A 15,692-nucleotide genomic window follows, 5' to 3' on the forward strand; every position below is an offset into this window, starting at 1 on the left:
GCAGGCTTAAACGCTGAGCGAGTCAAACATAAAAAAGCTGGTTCCGTTAAGGAGCCAGCTTTTTTGTTTTTTTAGCGCGTTTGTCTTCAACGGTGATACCTTCAAACGCCAACTCTTGACTGACAGTTTCTAACAACTGTAGCTCTTCTTCTATCAGCATGAGCATGTCTTGGACACGCGGTAATGCTTTACTGCAAGCAGTGATGCCAAACTCAATTCTATCTAAATAACTGGCCAAAGTAATATTCATGGCTTGACCGTTGAATACGATAGAAGCGGGATACAGTGATTGTAAGCGCGCGCCATTCCAATATAGCGGCTTCTCAGAACCAGGAACGTGAGAGATGATAAGGTTGAAGGCTTGTTTTTTGGGAAAGATACCAGTCGCCAAGTTGATACCTTGCCATGCATAGGCGATGACGCTGTAATTAATGACTTGCGCTTGATTCATACGGCGAAAGCGACGTTTGCCATTATTCATACTACGATGGATCAGCTCTAATCTGCGTAATGGGTTGTCCAAATGTGTGCCCAAATTCGCTAGTACAAATGACAGCTGATTGCCCGATATACTATCATCAGTACGCAGTGACATCGGTACAAACGCAATCAGCGGCTTGCTTGGTAGCGCATCCATTGAGATCAAATAACGACGAATAGCGCCAGCACAGACGGCTAATACCACATCGTTTCTACTGATTTTTAATCTTTCGGCAATTTTATTAAAGCGCTGTATGTCATAAGACTGCGCCGAGATACGACGCGATGCGGAAATGCGCCTGTTCAAAATACTCATCGGCGCGTCAAACGTACCGACATAGCCTTCATCACCATAGTTTTTCAGATTGTCTATCAGTTCTGTAAATACCGGTTTGATGGTAGATATCTGCTCTTTCATGATGCGCCTGATAGATCTTTCGGCAGGCAAAATAGCATTCATTTGATTACGGTGACGCGCCATCAGTGACCATACTGGTAGCGAGACGGGTTCGGTAGGGGATTGTGATAAGGATTTTTTTACCAAACGCATGGCAGCGATACCATCAACGAGCGAGTGATGAATCTTAAAATACCAAGCAAAACGTTCAGGCCCACCTTCTACTTCTGGCTCAATTCCTTCTATGACGTGGCATTCCCAGAGAGGCATCGCACGATCCAGCAGTCGCCCATGCTCTCTTGAGACATACATCAACAGCTCACGAATACGCCCAGGACTCGGTAGCGCCACATGATGTAAATGATGCTCTACATCAAAATCTTTGTCTTTTTTCCAAAACACCAAATGCTCTAGCACCTGATTGAACGGAAAGCTCGGCGGTACATCAGATTCTTGCATTTGTTTTACCAGCTGATAAACAAAGTCGCTATCAGCGCCCTCGGGTAATTCAAATAAAAACAATCCGCCAACGTGCATTGGTTGTTTACGCGACTCAAGAAGTAAGAACAACTGGTCGACTGCTGTGAGAAGTCGCATAATAAATCCTTTTATGACGATAATGAATAAAAATGATAACTGACGGCGTGCTGACCCAATCAGATTTCCGTCTTATTATTTTATAATCGGTTTTTTGTTAGGGGTGACCCGAGCAAGCGCTTACTGGAAAAAATAGCCCGTCTGCGGTGAGCTGGCAGTTGCCATCTTACGCATTGGCATACGACCTGCCAAAAATGCGGCGCGGCCTGCCCATACGGCATGTTTCATGGCATGTGCCATCATCACAGGGTTTTGTGCATGGGCAATTGCTGAATTCATCAGAACGCCATCACAGCCAAGCTCCATGGCAATCGCAGCATCAGAGGCAGTACCGACACCTGCATCGACCAACACAGGTACTTTGGCGTTTTCGATGATGAGGCTGAGGGTATGGCGATTAAGCAAACCAAGCCCCGAGCCAATCAAGCTACCAAGTGGCATAATAGCGACGCAGCCCATGCTCTCTAACTCTTGGGCGACGATAGGATCATCTGAGCTATAGACCATGACTTCAAAGCCATCATCGACCAGTACTTGCGCCGCTTTTAAGGTCTCAGTGATATTAGGATAAAGGGTTTTTTCATCGCCCAATACTTCAAGCTTAACCAGATTGTGCCCGTCCAATAACTCGCGCGCAAGTTTGCACGTACGAATGGCAGTTTCGGCATCGAAGCAGCCAGCCGTATTCGGCAAAATCGTGTATTTGTCAGGGGAGATGACATCGAGCAAGTTTGGCTCGTCGCTGTTTTGTCCGATATTGGTACGGCGAATAGCGACGGTCACGATTTCTGCTGCCGAAGCGGCAATGGCTTCTCCAGTCTCGCTCAGGTCTTTATATTTGCCTGTACCGACCAGCAGGCGAGAGGAAAAGGTACGACTACCAACGGTAAAGGTATCTTGCAAAAGTGGTGTCGGGTGAGTAGCAGTGCTAACGGTCTCTGACATAACTAAAAATCCTAATGGCGAGCGGGCAAGGTGGACAGAAAAAATATAACGAGATTTCTAAGTAATATTAAAAAAGTGCAGTAGACAATAATAGCGCACTGTTAGCAAAATAAAAAATCGCATGATAAGTTGGCTATATATACCGTAAAAATAGGCGAGTGGCGATACATAAAAAACGCCGACCACATAAAATAATACGCGTCTAAAACAAAATGTTATTATAACAAACTCATGCAATCTTACTTGCAATCTTTTTAGGCTTGGTCAGTCAAGCTCAGTGTATTTACAGTGCTTTGGTGTGATTGTCTATTTGACACTATCTCTATTTATTAGGTTGTCTTTATGATGCAGTTGCCGTACAGCTTTGCGAAACGCCATCAGATTTTGGCCATACTCGCCATTGATCCTGAGTTGCCGCCAACTTTGGTATTGACGAAAGCCACCCCATTATCCGCAATCAATGAAGCGGTGCGGTTTTTGCAGCAGCAAGGCAGTCGCGGCGTACCAACTTACGAAAGTGTCAGCTCGGATGATTTTGAAAAACGTATGAACGCGGCTTATGCTGGTAATACCGGAGAGTCGCAGCATATCGCTGCTGGGCTTGAGGATCATCCGGATCTTGATAGTTTAGCAGATAGCGTCCCTGAGACTGAAGACTTGATGGATCAGCAAGATGATGCGCCGATTATTCGTCTGATTAATGCGCTGTTGTCAGAAGCCATTCGCCTAAATGCCTCGGACATTCATATCGAAACTTTTGAAAAACGCTTGGTGGTTCGCTTTCGAGTCGATGGCGAGCTTAAAGAAATCATCACGCCAAAACGCCAACTCGCGCCGTTATTAGTCTCGCGTATCAAAGTCATGGCCAAGCTGGATATCGCTGAAAAGCGTGTACCGCAAGATGGGCGTATTAGCTTACGATTGGCAGGGCGAGAAGTTGATGTGCGTGTGTCGACACTGCCGTCGAGCTTTGGCGAGCGCGTGGTGATGCGTCTACTAGACAAGCAAGCGGGACGTCTTAACATGACGTATTTGGGACTATCTGATAATGACTATACCGAGCTGAAGCGCTTGATTCATCGTCCGCATGGCATTATTTTGGTCACAGGGCCGACGGGGTCGGGTAAGACCACCACGCTATATTCGGCATTGACTGATTTGAATGACCAAACGCGCAATATCTTGACCGCCGAAGATCCCATTGAGTTCCAGCTCGACGGTATCGGACAGACACAGGTTAATAATAAGGTGGATATGACCTTTGCCAAAAGTCTGCGTGCGATGTTGCGTCAAGATCCAGATGTGGTGATGGTGGGTGAGATTCGCGATTTAGAGACGGCAGAGATCGCTGTACAGGCGTCTTTGACAGGGCATTTGGTTTTATCAACGCTGCATACCAACACCGCGATTGGCGCGGTCACTCGCTTGCAAGATATGGGTGTTGAGCCATTTTTATTATCGTCGTCACTGATCGGCGTGGTAGCACAGCGCTTGGTGCGTACTTTATGCTCACATTGTCATGGCTGGCAGGCAGCGGACACCGAACAAGCCAAGCTTTTTACCGAAATTGGTATTGAGAAAGTATTGGACAGCGATATTGAAAATGCAGCAAGTAAGGCGATTCGTCTACCCAAGCCAGTTGGCTGCGTTAAATGCAATCAGTCAGGGTTTAAAGGACGTACGGCGATATATGAAGTCGTACCAGTTGATGATACGCTGCGCCGTATGATTCATAGTAATACCGCTGAGTATGAGTTAGAAGCGTATGCTCGCCAGCAGACACCATCGATTCGCGTGGATGGTCTACGTAAAGTGATAGAAGGGCGCACGACACTAGAAGAAGTACTGCGAGTGACGAAAGAAAGCGCCCTAACGGATGATACGATACTGGTATAAATGCTTAGCTATAAACGATGAGAAACAGTATTTGGAGAACAGTGTCTAGAGAGCAATGTCTGAAAAGCAGAAAAAGATAACTGAGCGAAATAGCCAGTTATCTGATCTTTTTTTTCGAAATTAACAGGGTAACGTTTTCAACTGCTATTACTTGGCAGCGATGCATTCAATCTCAACGCTCGCTCCTGCGGCCAACTCCGATACGCCAAACGCTGAGCGTGCAGGATAAGGTTTGGACAGTTCTGCCTTATAGACTTTGTTAAAATCATCAAGGTCATCCATATCTGCCAGCATGGCTGTGCATTTGATCAGGTCGGATTTTTGATAACCGTATTTGGATAGCGTGTTCTGGATATTATCTAATGTTTGCTTGGTTTCAGCGTCGATACCGCCTTTGACCAACTTGCCGTCTTTAATACCAATTTGTCCCGACATATATAATGTATTGCCAACACGTACGGCTTCTGAGAAAGGGTAGGGACCGCCATCACCCAAAAAAGTTGGGCTAGATTTAATATTAGCGGCAGAAGCTGTCGCCGGATTGGCGTTAGCACCAACAGCCAAGCCTAATGAGCACATAGCAACCAGTGGTACGATAGATAAATAGGTGCTAAGTTTGGACATCCTTGTTTCCTTATTAAGTTGATTGATCATAAACATGCTAGATGCGCCACAAAATGCAGATAGCAAATGTTATGTCGGTTTAATCGATTATTTGTTATTAATAGTCTCGTCATCTGCAGAGAGTGTGTCGTCTTGCTCCTTATCTACTGTAGTATCCGTATTATTTTCTGAGGCATTTTCATGTGCTTTGCCTTGGCGGCGCGCCTCTAGTTCAGATTTTGGAATCCAAGCCCAAGTCATCTCCACTACAATCGGGTCGCGGTCACTATCAGATTCACGGTCATCAATGACGCAAGGGATAACCATTTCACCTTTTGGCGTATTTAAAATCTGCAAGCGCTGCTCATCAGATAGGCTGGCTACGGCTGCAATTTGACCTTTTTTGATCGGGCGATAAAAATTAACGGAATAAGATTTAATCAGTAGGACACGGTCAGAGGGTAGATTTAAGCCCAAGATAAATCCCGTTGCTGTTTCAGCCAGTAAAGTAATGGCTACCGCATGGATTGAGCCAATGTGGTTCTGTACTGCTTTGACATTGTTTAGACTGACGATGACTTGATTGGGCTCAACCATTTCATAGTACACGCCTGTTGTCCCTACGTAGGGTACAACTTTGCCAAAGGCTTTTGAGAGAATACTTGAGCGTGCACTGACAGGTAGATATTTGGTCACAGACAACAGTTTGGTAAATTGATTACTGATTGGTTTTAGCGTGCTGCTAGGTTTTTCGATGGATGATCTTGTGCTGTCAGAGACTTTGGCTGGTTTTTTATTGGTCAGCTTGACGGGCAGTTTTTTTAATAATCCTGACATACAAATTTCCTTAATGTAGATAAATCGAATGTTGTTTTTGATAGTGGCAAACAGTAAGTGTTAGCAAAGCCATTACAAACACTATGGTACATTAACCGCTGCTTCCCTACTATTATTAGCATGAACTGCTGCGCTTATAAAACAGCAGTCATCTATATTGTGTTGCTAGGATATAGTTTTAAATAATTAAAATGGCTCAATGGTGATGCACGGATCTGCTTAGTAGACAATCTCTTACGAGACCACCGCGCTATAATAGCGTGATGTTGGTACGTCTTATTTCATAAATTTTCAATACTGGATGATGCTATGTCTGATATGTCTACTCACGAGCCGACCAATATTATTTATACTGGCGTCGCGGGTACTGGCAAAACCTATCGATTGCTCCAAATCGCGAAGCAATATACCGATTACCTGCCTGAGACAGATAATGAAGCGCTACTTGGGCAGCTGTTGCAAAGCCTAAGCTGGCGCGAAGTTGTATGCTTGATATTTTTAGATCTTCAGTCAAAAAAGCAAGATTTGGTAAAAGTACCTGAATTGGTTAATCATATTTTCTTTGCTACAAAAGCACTGCAAAACGATCGAGAGAAAAACCTAAGCAATACCGCTTGGTCTGTATTGCAAATGCACAGTCCTACGACGTCAGACACAGTGAGTTATAAAAACCGTGCCAACCAAGCATATTTTGATAAAGATAACAGCGGCGCATGGTATTTACTGCCTGAGAGTATGGTGTTGCTAACAGAGTTGTCACAGCAATTGGCGGAGTTTCAGCAGGCACAGCATGATAACCAGTCCAATCAAAACCAAAACTCTGGTCAGCAGCGTTTTAGTATGGTGAGCTTTCATCAGGCTTACGGTTATGAAGAGTTTGTCGAAGGTATTCGTCCTATTGTAAGTAACTCTCCTCAGGCAAATAGTAGTCACTCGAGTAATACCCAGATGAGCTACGCCGTTCAAGATGGAGCGTTTTTAAAGCTATGTCAGCGTGCCGCGCGTGACCCTCAGCATCGTTACGCGATGTTGATTGATGAGATCAATCGTGCCAATGTGTCACGAGTATTTGGTGAGCTGCTCAGTTTGATCGAGCCAGACAAGCGCGCTGGCAAACCAAATGCGATGACGATTCATTTGGCGTATTCTGGGCGTGCGTTTAGTGTGCCTGCCAATATTGATATCTATGCCACTATGAATACACAAGATCATTCACTTGCGCCCCTTGATATGGCATTACGTCGACGTTTTCGTTTTATTGATTGTCCGCCGCAGCCTGAATTATTACCGATAATTGGTGATATCGCTAGCGCGACTGATCGTGCACAAGCAGACACGGTAGATTTAAGCAAATTGCTAACAGGCTTAAACATGCGTATCACACAGACGCTAGGAGCCGAGGCGCAGTTGGGGCATGCTTTTTTATTTTCAGTCGATGATTTAGCTCAATTGCAAATGGTGTTGGTCGAACAGATCATTCCGCAGTTGGCGCAAGCTGCGGGCGGTCAAGTGGCTATCTTGCAGTATGTTTTTAGAGATGAGCAGCAACCGCTAAGCACCCAGTTCATCCACGACAGCCAAACAATGATAAATAATGATTTGTATGATCCGATGAGTAAGAACCATGCAGCGACGCAACATCAAATGTTTGCAGAACAAGGCGCCTTTCTTGGTCAGTCGATGAACGTAGGTGGTTATATGATGAATCCTGACCTTATTGCTAAGACTGGTGAGTTTGGCAAGCCCGCTATCTATCATCGTTTGTACGAGTAAGGTGGCTGTTTAGTGAGAACTCATAATAAATATTATGCGCAAGGAAACTATATTAATGCAGACAGTTTTTATGCTCATATGCCTAACAGTCAGGCTCTCGTAGCAAATGTTATCACGGTATTTGAACATCAACGCCTCACAGCGCACGATTTTGCGCATGTCTCTGACTTTCATTGGCTAATGGCGCAAGAATTTGCCGTGTTTACCATCAAGCGTAAACAAGGACAGTGGCAACTCAAGGTTGGGCATCATATAGGAATTATCCTTTTGCCTAGTGGTATGACACTTGAGCTATTGCCAAAACTGAATCAATCCACTCAATATAATAATATTGCTCAGACTCGTCACTGGGTACAAGGCATGTTATCTGACTTAACTCGTCTTGATGCGCGTCAAAGTCGTAAGCTGCCTAGCATGAAAAACCTAGGTCAATTTAGTGATCAGTCAATGCCATTATCTGTAGAGGCTCCGCCATTGTCAGACTGGCTATTAGAGCAGTTTTTGCAGCGCTTGGTTCACTATCAGCCAACCCAGCACTATCAGGCGCAGATCAATAACCAATCATCGCTACAAGGGCGCCTGCTCATCAAAGAGCAGCTTCGCTACAATAGTATGCAGCCGCATAAGTTTGTCTGTGAGCGTAGTGTGCTGAGCCAAGATATGTTGGCCAATCGGTTGATTAAAAGTGCGTTACTCTACTTGATGCCACTATTGTCTCAGTCGTCTCAGTCGATGTGCTCAACTCTTTTGCAGCCATGGCGGCCGTTATCTGGGCTAAGTCGACAGGAAAGGCTGCGACTCTCCTCCATTTATACCCAAGCAAAGCGGCAACTAGATATTCAGCCACTTCAAAAACAAAAACTGCACGCCGCTCAGCAATTAGTAGATTTGGCTTATTGGCTATTACAGCAGTCAAATGCATCGACAGGTTATGGTATTGACCCCACTCGACCAAACCTATTTCAGCCAAGATTGTGTCTATTGATCGATATGAATCAGGCGTTTGAACAGTGGGCGAGTCAGCGTATCGCATCGATGTTTCAGCAAGTGAGTAGCCATTATCGTGCTTTTTATCAAACCCAAAGTGTCTGGCTCAATGATAGTGAGGGTCAAGCATGCGTATCGATACGACCAGATTTGCTGATATATAAAACGGCTGATAATGATAATAACCAAAATCAGAGTGACACCGCGGTTAGTAAAGAGACAGTAAACGGTTGCTATAGCCACGTCATCGATATCAAATGGAAATATCTGCCTCATGCTGGTGCTATTAGCGCAAGCGATGTTTATCAGTTGACCAGCTATGCACAAGCTTATCAAGCGGGTCAAGGTTGGATGGTATATCCTGTATTAGGAGACAAGAGACGACCAGTGGCGCTTAAGCAGCAGATTTATCGCGACAATGGCGATAATAAAAGTAACATTAGCAGTGACATTAGCGATGGTACTAAAAGTAACCACTCAAACCATGCGGATTTATGGCTAATACCGTTTGATGTGCTGACAGGTATGGTCAACGGTGATTTGCCTGCGAATTTGAATGAGAAATTATGATTCCATCAATCACAAGAATCATAATTAACGAAGGTTTTTAAAGAGACTGTTTTTATAAGAATGCCTTTTTTGAAAGAATTTAGAGATTATTTAAAATTAATCGAAAATAGGTGTTGACACAATCGCCTTTACCCCTTAATATGTGCACCTCGATAGCGAGGAACATTAACAAGTTAGCGGCATTGCCAACAACGAGTTAATTAACACACTATCGTGATAATAGAGAATTTCGGAGTGTGGCGCAGTTTGGTAGCGCATCTGGTTTGGGACCAGAGGGTCGTAGGTTCGAATCCTATCACTCCGACCATCTATTTTAAGAGCCTTACAGGCTTTTTTTTATGTATAATGATTTAGTTTCTGATATAGTAAATATTGTATGGGAAGTCTAAATTAAGTATATAAAAGTCCTCTAAGAGCGCCTGTAGCTCAGCTGGATAGAGCATCTCCCTTCTAAGGAGGTGGTCGCAGGTTCGAATCCTGCCAGGCGCGCCATTTAGCCTGCAAATCTTGCCTATTCTTTTGGCAATAGTTATGGCGGTTGTAGCTCAGTTGGTAGAGCCCCGGGTTGTGATCTCGGTTGTCGTGGGTTCGAGTCCCATCAGTCGCCCCATTTTATTCTGCATTATCTGTATATAAATCCTATCTTTATACTAAACCTTATCGAATAAATAGCACTCGCCACTGTTGGCGTTTTTTTGTGCCTGCTTGATTTCTATTTCTCTGTATTATCCTATAATATTAAACGGTTAAAGCTTTCTGAACTTTTGATTGTTTAACGATTCACTGACTTCTTATTCATATCAATTTTGCGATAGGTTTTTCTTCAAAAACCTAAACTGACTGTGTCTACTCTACTATTTATTAGTACTGCTTATGAGTAAATAGACATCATGTTTTAAATCGGGCATTATGCTTAGGTCTTGATGCATCCTGCTGATTGAGACATCGTATTGGCTAGATCGAAAAAATTTAAAGCATTTTGGATACACACCCGCCTTTTTAAGATTTGTTGTTATTGACCCTGTATTATTGAGGAACTGATTGATGGACGCATTGAGCGTATTGCTACAGAATGTGCACCTATTTGAGACCAAGTATTATCGTTTGAATGGTGCTGGCAATTGGTCTTATTCTATGAGTAGAAAAGACACCATTTTATTTTACTTGGTGATGTCTGGTGGTTTTTGTATAGACGTTGGCAATGGCCTACGCGAAGCTCGTGCTGGTGATATGATTATGATCCCGAACGCGCATAAGCACGTAAGCTATGCACTCAATCATCATGGTGACGTGGCTGAACCCCTCGATGAATTACTGACCAATTGTCAAGATCGCACGCTTGAGATTGATGGCAATGGCGATCCTAATTCCTCATTGATTTTGATTGAATGTAAATACGATAAAGAGATGATTAGCCCTCTACTATCTGTGTTACCACCGATATTGCCTGAGCTCAATGATGCGGCTGATGGTCGGTTTGAGGTGATTGATGTGGAAATCAAGCTTTTGACCTTGGAGTCTGAGCGCGAACGCATGGGCAAAACGGCTGTGATCAATCATTGGGCAAGCATCATGATGATTGAATGTTTGCGCGTTTATATTGAAAGCTTACCTGAGGCGACTGAGAATTGGCTAAAGGCCATGAAAGATCCGTTTTTGACCAAGGCGCTTGCAGCGATGCATGAGGCACCAAGTCAAAGCTGGACCATTCATAAGCTTGCAGAGGTGGCAGGTATGTCGCGCTCGAGCTTTGCCCAGCGCTTTAAAGATACGGTAGGGATGCCGCCGCTCACTTATTTGATTGATTATCGCTTGCGTTTGGCAGCACGTTATTTGCGCTTACAGCAAAATAGTATCAGCCGTATCAGTGATATGGTGGGCTATGCGTCAGATTCAACTTTTAGTCAGGCGTTCAAACGCGTTTATGGTGTCTCACCAAAAGCGTACCGTAAACAGTATCAACAACAAAAGCTTGCATAAGTTAATATTTTAACGTCCTCAGTGTTCATTTATTAAAAGCGTTAAGGCGACCAAGGTATCCTTAACGCTTTTTTTGATTGATATATATCTAGCATTTGCCTAGGTAAAATACTTGGCAGTCAACTGGCGCTATTTTGGCTAGGCAAGGCTGACAATACGCTTGTGTTCAGGTACTATGGAATAATGAATCGTCGAGGTGTGAGCGTTCATATTTGACGCATGATATGTGACTGTATATCCGTTGCATAAAAGGATCGAGACGATGTTTATTTTTGCTGCTGATGGTATGTTATGACTGAACCGACCGCAAAGCCAAGTACAAAAGCCAATAGCCACCAAGGTACTACTGTAACTGCTAAAAAAGAACAGAAATCTGATAAAGCTAATGCGCAAGATAACGTGCATGCTAGCAAAACGATGTTAGCTAATACGGCTGAGATGCCTGATAAAGCGGCATTATTAACGCTATTTACTTTGTCAGATACCAAGGAGAGCATTGATGAAGTAGGCGCTAGCGAACAGCCTGACACCGATACATCAACCATACAGCCTACTGCCAATGAGTCAAACGTGGCTGCGCAGCGTGTGGCTCTTTATCATACCCAGCACGAGCGCACTCGACTGCTATATATGGCATCCGCCAATACGCGCCCCACGTATTTAGTACAAACCCTCAAATCACAATTTGCAGAATATCAGCAGTATTTGCTTGCTCAGCAGCTTGATAAGCGTGGTTTGATGGATACAGAAATGCTTGAACGACTTTGGCAGCAGCTGCACGTGGTCGATGATATTATTGCAGATATCGTGCATCATATGCCCGCTCAGCAGCCAGCAGGTTGGCAGCTTACCACGCAGGATGGGCGCAACCCGCTGTGTTTTGCCACTGTCGGTAAGCTAAAACATGGCAAGCCAATCCGCGATCAAGGCAGTCTCAATAGCTACGTGCTAGGTCACTTTGGCGTGAGCAGCTTTACCTATGATCGCGGTTATTATATCGGTCACGTGGTTGGGTATTTATTCAGCTGTTATTTCTGCGCGCACTTATCTATCAGTTATGGTGTGGCAGCGCTGGGTCAGCAAGTCGTTGCTGATTATGACTATGCTAGTCTTGAGACGCCGCACATGGTCAGGCTGTTACAAGGTCTGGATGGGTATTGTAAAAAACGTGTCTATCAATTGGCAGTGATTTGTGCGCGCTTGAGTGTGTTTGCAAGTGATAAACGCATTGAGAGAATGCTGATCGCTGAGGTCAATGATTTTGATAAAAAGTTACAGCAGCAGCATTTGGATGTCTTATTATTACAAGGCTTGATGCCTGACAGTAATGACTCAACGCCGCTTTGATATAGTCAATCCTAAATAAAACAGATACATTATATATCAAGGTGGAACTGGTCTAAATTTTCCTTGCGTGCTGTGCCTATGCTGCTCGATGCTGCGAAAAATTTATCCCAGTCCCACTGTATCGTTTTTATACTGAATTCACTATAGATAGTTTTTATAGACATTACCCTTTTTGTTAAGCCATACATCCAAACCCCTACCTGTGACTTTTTTAGGATATCTGCCGCTATGCCCGCTTATCATTTTAAAGCGCTTGACGACCAAGGTAGTGTCCAAAAAGGCTTACTAGAAGGGGATTCTGCTCGGCAAGTTCGGCAGCAGCTGCGTGATAAGCAGTGGACACCAGTCGAAGTCAGTGCGGTCAATGACAGACAAAGCCAAAACAAAAGCCGCTATAAAAAACCATCTGCTTATGAGCTTGCATTACTCACACGCCAGTTAGCTGTGTTACTAGCGGCCGGTATTCCACTTGAAGAAACTTTGGCTGCTGTCGCTAAACAATCGCCAAAGACGCATATCAAATCTCTGATGCTGGCGGTACGCTCACATGTCCTCGAAGGTTTAAGCTTAGCACGAGCATTACAACAGGCCGCGAGCTTCCCACCGTTATATATTGCCACGATTGCCGCAGGCGAAAAATCTGGTCACTTGGATTTAATCCTTAATCAGCTAGCCGACTACACTGAAAACCGCTTTGCCCTTCAAAAGAAAATCCAAGGGGCGATGGTCTATCCGATTGTACTGATGGTTATGGCAATTGGCGTGATCATGGGGCTGATGAGTTTTGTGGTGCCCAAAATTGTCAAAGTCTTTGAGCAGTCCGAACATGCCTTGCCATTGATTACTCAAGTCGTTCTGACGTTATCAAATATCATTACGCAGTGGTGGTGGTTAATGCTGCTGGTATTGGCAGGTACTGCGTTTTTGTTTTATCGTTTTGCCCAAACGCAGGCTGGGAAATTGGCAATAGATAGTATGGTGCTCAGGCTACCGATATTAGCCAGATTGTCTAAGGGATTGAATGCGGCGCGTTTTGCTAGTACGCTTGCGATTTTGGTGCGTTCAGGGGTGCCGTTGATTGAGGCGCTACATATTGGTGCGGCAGTGACGACCAATCTGCACATCAAGCAAACGATCATGAGCGCTGCTGATAGGGTCACAGAAGGCTCAAGTTTATCCAGCCAACTCGAAAAATCCACTTACTTTCCGCCCATGATGGTACAAATGATCAAAAGTGGGGAGAACTCAGGCGAGCTTGAAAGTATGCTCAGTCGTGCCGCCACAATGCAGGAGGCGGAGGCCACCAATTTTATCAGTACCTTACTATCATTACTTGAGCCTTTGATGCTGGTCTTGATGGGTGTGGTGGTGATGATTATCGTGATGGCAGTGATGCTACCAATCGTTAATATGAATGACTTGGCAGGCTAGTCAATAGTTAACTGACTAGCTGAAAAATAGCCGATATGCTCTTCTCAAATTATCAACTATCTGCATTTTTATCCTCTCTTAATCCCCTATCTTGCTAAACCCTACGTTAGCTTTCTTAAGATTTGCTTACTGTTGTATATTGTTGACCAAGCAAAATTTTTGCTATGGTAAACCTAAGCACCACGTTATAGTGAAAGCGGGTCAAAACGATAGTGATAAATATCGATGATTATTTGGTGACGGCTACTTGCTGCTGATTACTTGTTGCTGATGGTTACTTGGTATTGACTGTAATGACAATCTGAGCACAGCGCTGGATAAAAATAAAACCATGGTTTATAGTGACAATGATTTAGGGTTTTATTGATAAGCTCCTAAATGCACGAGTGCTACTAGAACGCCACTTTTACTATTTACATAACTGTGATGACCAAAGCAATGACTATGACTGACACCCTTCAAGTAAATATTAGCCCAAAAAGTGCCAATACCAAAGATGACAATAATAATACTCAAGCCCATGGTGGCATTGTAAATGACCATCAGAGAGTCCATTCAATGACACATCGCAGCTTGATAGGTAAGTCTAGACAATCGGGATTTACGCTTATTGAGATTATGGTGGTTATCGTTATCTTGGCTATTCTTGCAGGCTTGGTCGTCCCAAAAGTAGTCGGGCAAAGTGACAAAGCGCGTGTCAAAACCACTGAAACCGCGCTCGCTACCGTTTCCAACGCGTTAGATATGTATAAAGTCGACAATTCACGCTATCCGACGACAGCGCAAGGGTTAGAGGCGCTTACCACACCGCCAAGTGACGCCAAAAACTATCCTGAAGGGGGCTATATAAAAGGTGGCTATCCTACTGATGGTTGGGAGAATGAATTGCAATATGTGTCGCCAGGTAGTGAAGGGCGAGCTTATGACTTGTTTTCTTTAGGTGCAGATGGACAGCAAGGTGGTGAAGGTCAGGATGCGGATCTTTATGCTCAGCTATAAAATTTAGCTTTGTCTGCATCTAAAAAATCTATACCAATAAAATATCGTTAAACGCACTTGCTATCGTGCAATTAACGACCTATCAATATCAACCAATATCTTTTTATTGGTTGATATTTTTTATCGATACGTAAAATAAATACCATCTGATATGAACCTTGTATTGAGGGTCAATAGTTTTATCAGTAGGTGTATGTCCGTACTGCCAGTCACTGGAAGCTAACATCAAAGGTAATAACTTATGTCAATAAAAATACCAACACTACAATCAGTCGCTATCAATAAACGCGCTACTAAGTTCCATGTGCTTGCGTTTACTGTTGCAACCACCTCGTTGATGACAGCTTTATCAATGACATCAATCAGCGCACAGGCGGCAGGATTGAACGACTTATTTAATAGTAGTGGCGCTGCGCAATCAAAATTTTTACCAGTGGATGAAGCTTTCCAAGTGGTCAGCAGCACAAAAGCCACATCTAAGGGCACGCGTTTATCCATCACGTTTGATATCACGCCAGGACATTATGTCTATAAAGAGCAGCTCGCGTTAAGCTTTCCCAAAGGAATAAATGCGACACCATTTACTTTTAATCAGGCACCAGTGTCCATTGATGATCCAACCTTTGGTAAAGTTCCTGTATTTACGCAAAGGAGTGTCGTTGCCACCACGATGCTGACGACCAATAATGGTAAAGGTGCAAAAAATGCCCCGATTATCATTGGTTGGCAAGGCTGTGCAAAAGCTGGGCTATGCTACCCACCCGAAAAGATCAAAACTAAGGTAAATATTGCTGCGACACGTAGATAAGTATTGAGAAGTTTGATTCAAATATTGGTAATAACAGGTAGC

At 43.9% G+C, this 15,692-nt stretch carries 12 protein-coding genes and 3 tRNA genes; 11 read left to right on the plus strand and 4 right to left on the minus strand.

Annotated features, from left to right (window positions below; translation table 11 throughout):
* Positions 1-46 precede the first annotated feature (46 nt).
* Together B3V51_RS02200 and B3V51_RS02205 are read right to left on the minus strand one after the other, a co-directional pair.
* Positions 47-1,474: a WS/DGAT/MGAT family O-acyltransferase gene (locus tag B3V51_RS02200; RefSeq protein ID WP_286707884.1), complete on the minus strand. Its 1,428-nt coding sequence runs from the start codon at positions 1,472-1,474 to the stop codon at positions 47-49.
* A 120-nt stretch (positions 1,475-1,594) separates the two neighbouring features.
* Entirely contained in the window at positions 1,595-2,377 is a 783-nt protein-coding gene (locus tag B3V51_RS02205; RefSeq protein WP_201587609.1) for a thiazole synthase, read from the minus strand.
* Between the two features lie 384 nt (positions 2,378-2,761).
* Here B3V51_RS02205 and gspE point away from each other — a divergent pair, with 384 nt between their 5' ends.
* Positions 2,762-4,315 carry a type II secretion system ATPase GspE gene (gene gspE / locus B3V51_RS02210; protein WP_286707885.1) on the plus strand — a complete coding sequence of 518 codons (1,554 nt, stop codon included), beginning with the start codon at positions 2,762-2,764 and terminating at the stop codon, positions 4,313-4,315.
* A gap of 147 nt (positions 4,316-4,462) precedes the next feature.
* Here gspE and B3V51_RS02215 read toward each other — a convergent pair whose 3' ends face one another.
* Together B3V51_RS02215 and B3V51_RS02220 are read right to left on the minus strand one after the other, a co-directional pair.
* Positions 4,463-4,939: a RidA family protein gene (locus B3V51_RS02215; protein WP_228724640.1), complete on the minus strand. Its 477-nt coding sequence runs from the start codon at positions 4,937-4,939 to the stop codon at positions 4,463-4,465.
* A gap of 87 nt (positions 4,940-5,026) precedes the next feature.
* The gene (locus B3V51_RS02220; protein WP_186475192.1) at positions 5,027-5,755 is read right to left on the minus strand and encodes a DUF4442 domain-containing protein; all 729 of its coding nucleotides are present in this window, start codon (positions 5,753-5,755) and stop codon (positions 5,027-5,029) included.
* Positions 5,756-6,064: 309 nt separating this feature from the next.
* Here B3V51_RS02220 and B3V51_RS02225 point away from each other — a divergent pair, with 309 nt between their 5' ends.
* The 10 genes from B3V51_RS02225 to B3V51_RS02270 all read left to right on the plus strand — a co-directional run bounded on the left by B3V51_RS02225 (position 6,065) and on the right by B3V51_RS02270 (position 15,650).
* The gene (locus B3V51_RS02225; protein ID WP_252962659.1) at positions 6,065-7,528 is read left to right on the plus strand and encodes an McrB family protein; all 1,464 of its coding nucleotides are present in this window, start codon (positions 6,065-6,067) and stop codon (positions 7,526-7,528) included.
* A 12-nt stretch (positions 7,529-7,540) separates the two neighbouring features.
* Entirely contained in the window at positions 7,541-9,085 is a 1,545-nt protein-coding gene (locus B3V51_RS02230) for an McrC family protein (protein ID WP_286707886.1), read from the plus strand.
* A 230-nt stretch (positions 9,086-9,315) separates the two neighbouring features.
* Positions 9,316-9,392: transfer RNA gene (locus B3V51_RS02235), tRNA-Pro, on the plus strand.
* A gap of 108 nt (positions 9,393-9,500) precedes the next feature.
* A tRNA-Arg gene (locus tag B3V51_RS02240) sits at positions 9,501-9,577 on the plus strand.
* A gap of 42 nt (positions 9,578-9,619) precedes the next feature.
* Positions 9,620-9,695, plus strand: a tRNA-His gene (locus B3V51_RS02245).
* Positions 9,696-10,129: 434 nt separating this feature from the next.
* Positions 10,130-11,065: an AraC family transcriptional regulator gene (locus B3V51_RS02250; protein WP_071002397.1), complete on the plus strand. Its 936-nt coding sequence runs from the start codon at positions 10,130-10,132 to the stop codon at positions 11,063-11,065.
* A gap of 291 nt (positions 11,066-11,356) precedes the next feature.
* On the plus strand, positions 11,357-12,412 hold the full coding sequence (locus B3V51_RS02255; protein WP_286707887.1) for a hypothetical protein: 1,056 nt from the start codon (positions 11,357-11,359) through the stop codon (positions 12,410-12,412).
* Between the two features lie 228 nt (positions 12,413-12,640).
* Positions 12,641-13,843 carry a type II secretion system inner membrane protein GspF gene (gspF, locus tag B3V51_RS02260; protein WP_286707888.1) on the plus strand — a complete coding sequence of 401 codons (1,203 nt, stop codon included), beginning with the start codon at positions 12,641-12,643 and terminating at the stop codon, positions 13,841-13,843.
* A gap of 558 nt (positions 13,844-14,401) precedes the next feature.
* Entirely contained in the window at positions 14,402-14,842 is a 441-nt protein-coding gene (gene gspG, locus B3V51_RS02265) for a type II secretion system major pseudopilin GspG (RefSeq protein WP_058025683.1), read from the plus strand.
* 241 nt (positions 14,843-15,083) lie between these two features.
* A complete protein-coding gene (locus tag B3V51_RS02270; RefSeq protein ID WP_286707889.1) occupies positions 15,084-15,650 on the plus strand; it encodes a protein-disulfide reductase DsbD N-terminal domain-containing protein in 567 nt (188 codons plus the stop codon).
* The last annotated feature ends 42 nt before the right edge of the window (positions 15,651-15,692 follow it).

This window comes from Psychrobacter sp. UBA2514 (assembly GCF_002341255.1).
In the GTDB taxonomy this organism is placed as follows: Bacteria; Pseudomonadota; Gammaproteobacteria; order Pseudomonadales; family Moraxellaceae; genus Psychrobacter; species Psychrobacter pacificensis.

Excerpts from the sequence above, each read along its gene's own strand:
- B3V51_RS02200 (WP_286707884.1), bottom strand. The coding sequence starts at position 1,474 with ATGCGACTTCTCACAGCAGTCGACCAGTTGTTCTTACTTCTTGAGTCG.
- gspE (WP_286707885.1), top strand. The coding sequence starts at position 2,762 with ATGATGCAGTTGCCGTACAGCTTTGCGAAACGCCATCAGATTTTGGCC.
- B3V51_RS02215 (WP_228724640.1), bottom strand. The coding sequence starts at position 4,939 with ATGTCCAAACTTAGCACCTATTTATCTATCGTACCACTGGTTGCTATG.
- B3V51_RS02220 (WP_186475192.1), bottom strand. The coding sequence starts at position 5,755 with ATGTCAGGATTATTAAAAAAACTGCCCGTCAAGCTGACCAATAAAAAA.
- B3V51_RS02225 (WP_252962659.1), top strand. The coding sequence starts at position 6,065 with ATGTCTGATATGTCTACTCACGAGCCGACCAATATTATTTATACTGGC.
- B3V51_RS02250 (WP_071002397.1), top strand. The coding sequence starts at position 10,130 with ATGGACGCATTGAGCGTATTGCTACAGAATGTGCACCTATTTGAGACC.
- B3V51_RS02255 (WP_286707887.1), top strand. The coding sequence starts at position 11,357 with ATGACTGAACCGACCGCAAAGCCAAGTACAAAAGCCAATAGCCACCAA.
- gspF (WP_286707888.1), top strand. The coding sequence starts at position 12,641 with ATGCCCGCTTATCATTTTAAAGCGCTTGACGACCAAGGTAGTGTCCAA.
- gspG (WP_058025683.1), top strand. The coding sequence starts at position 14,402 with ATGACACATCGCAGCTTGATAGGTAAGTCTAGACAATCGGGATTTACG.
- B3V51_RS02270 (WP_286707889.1), top strand. The coding sequence starts at position 15,084 with ATGTCAATAAAAATACCAACACTACAATCAGTCGCTATCAATAAACGC.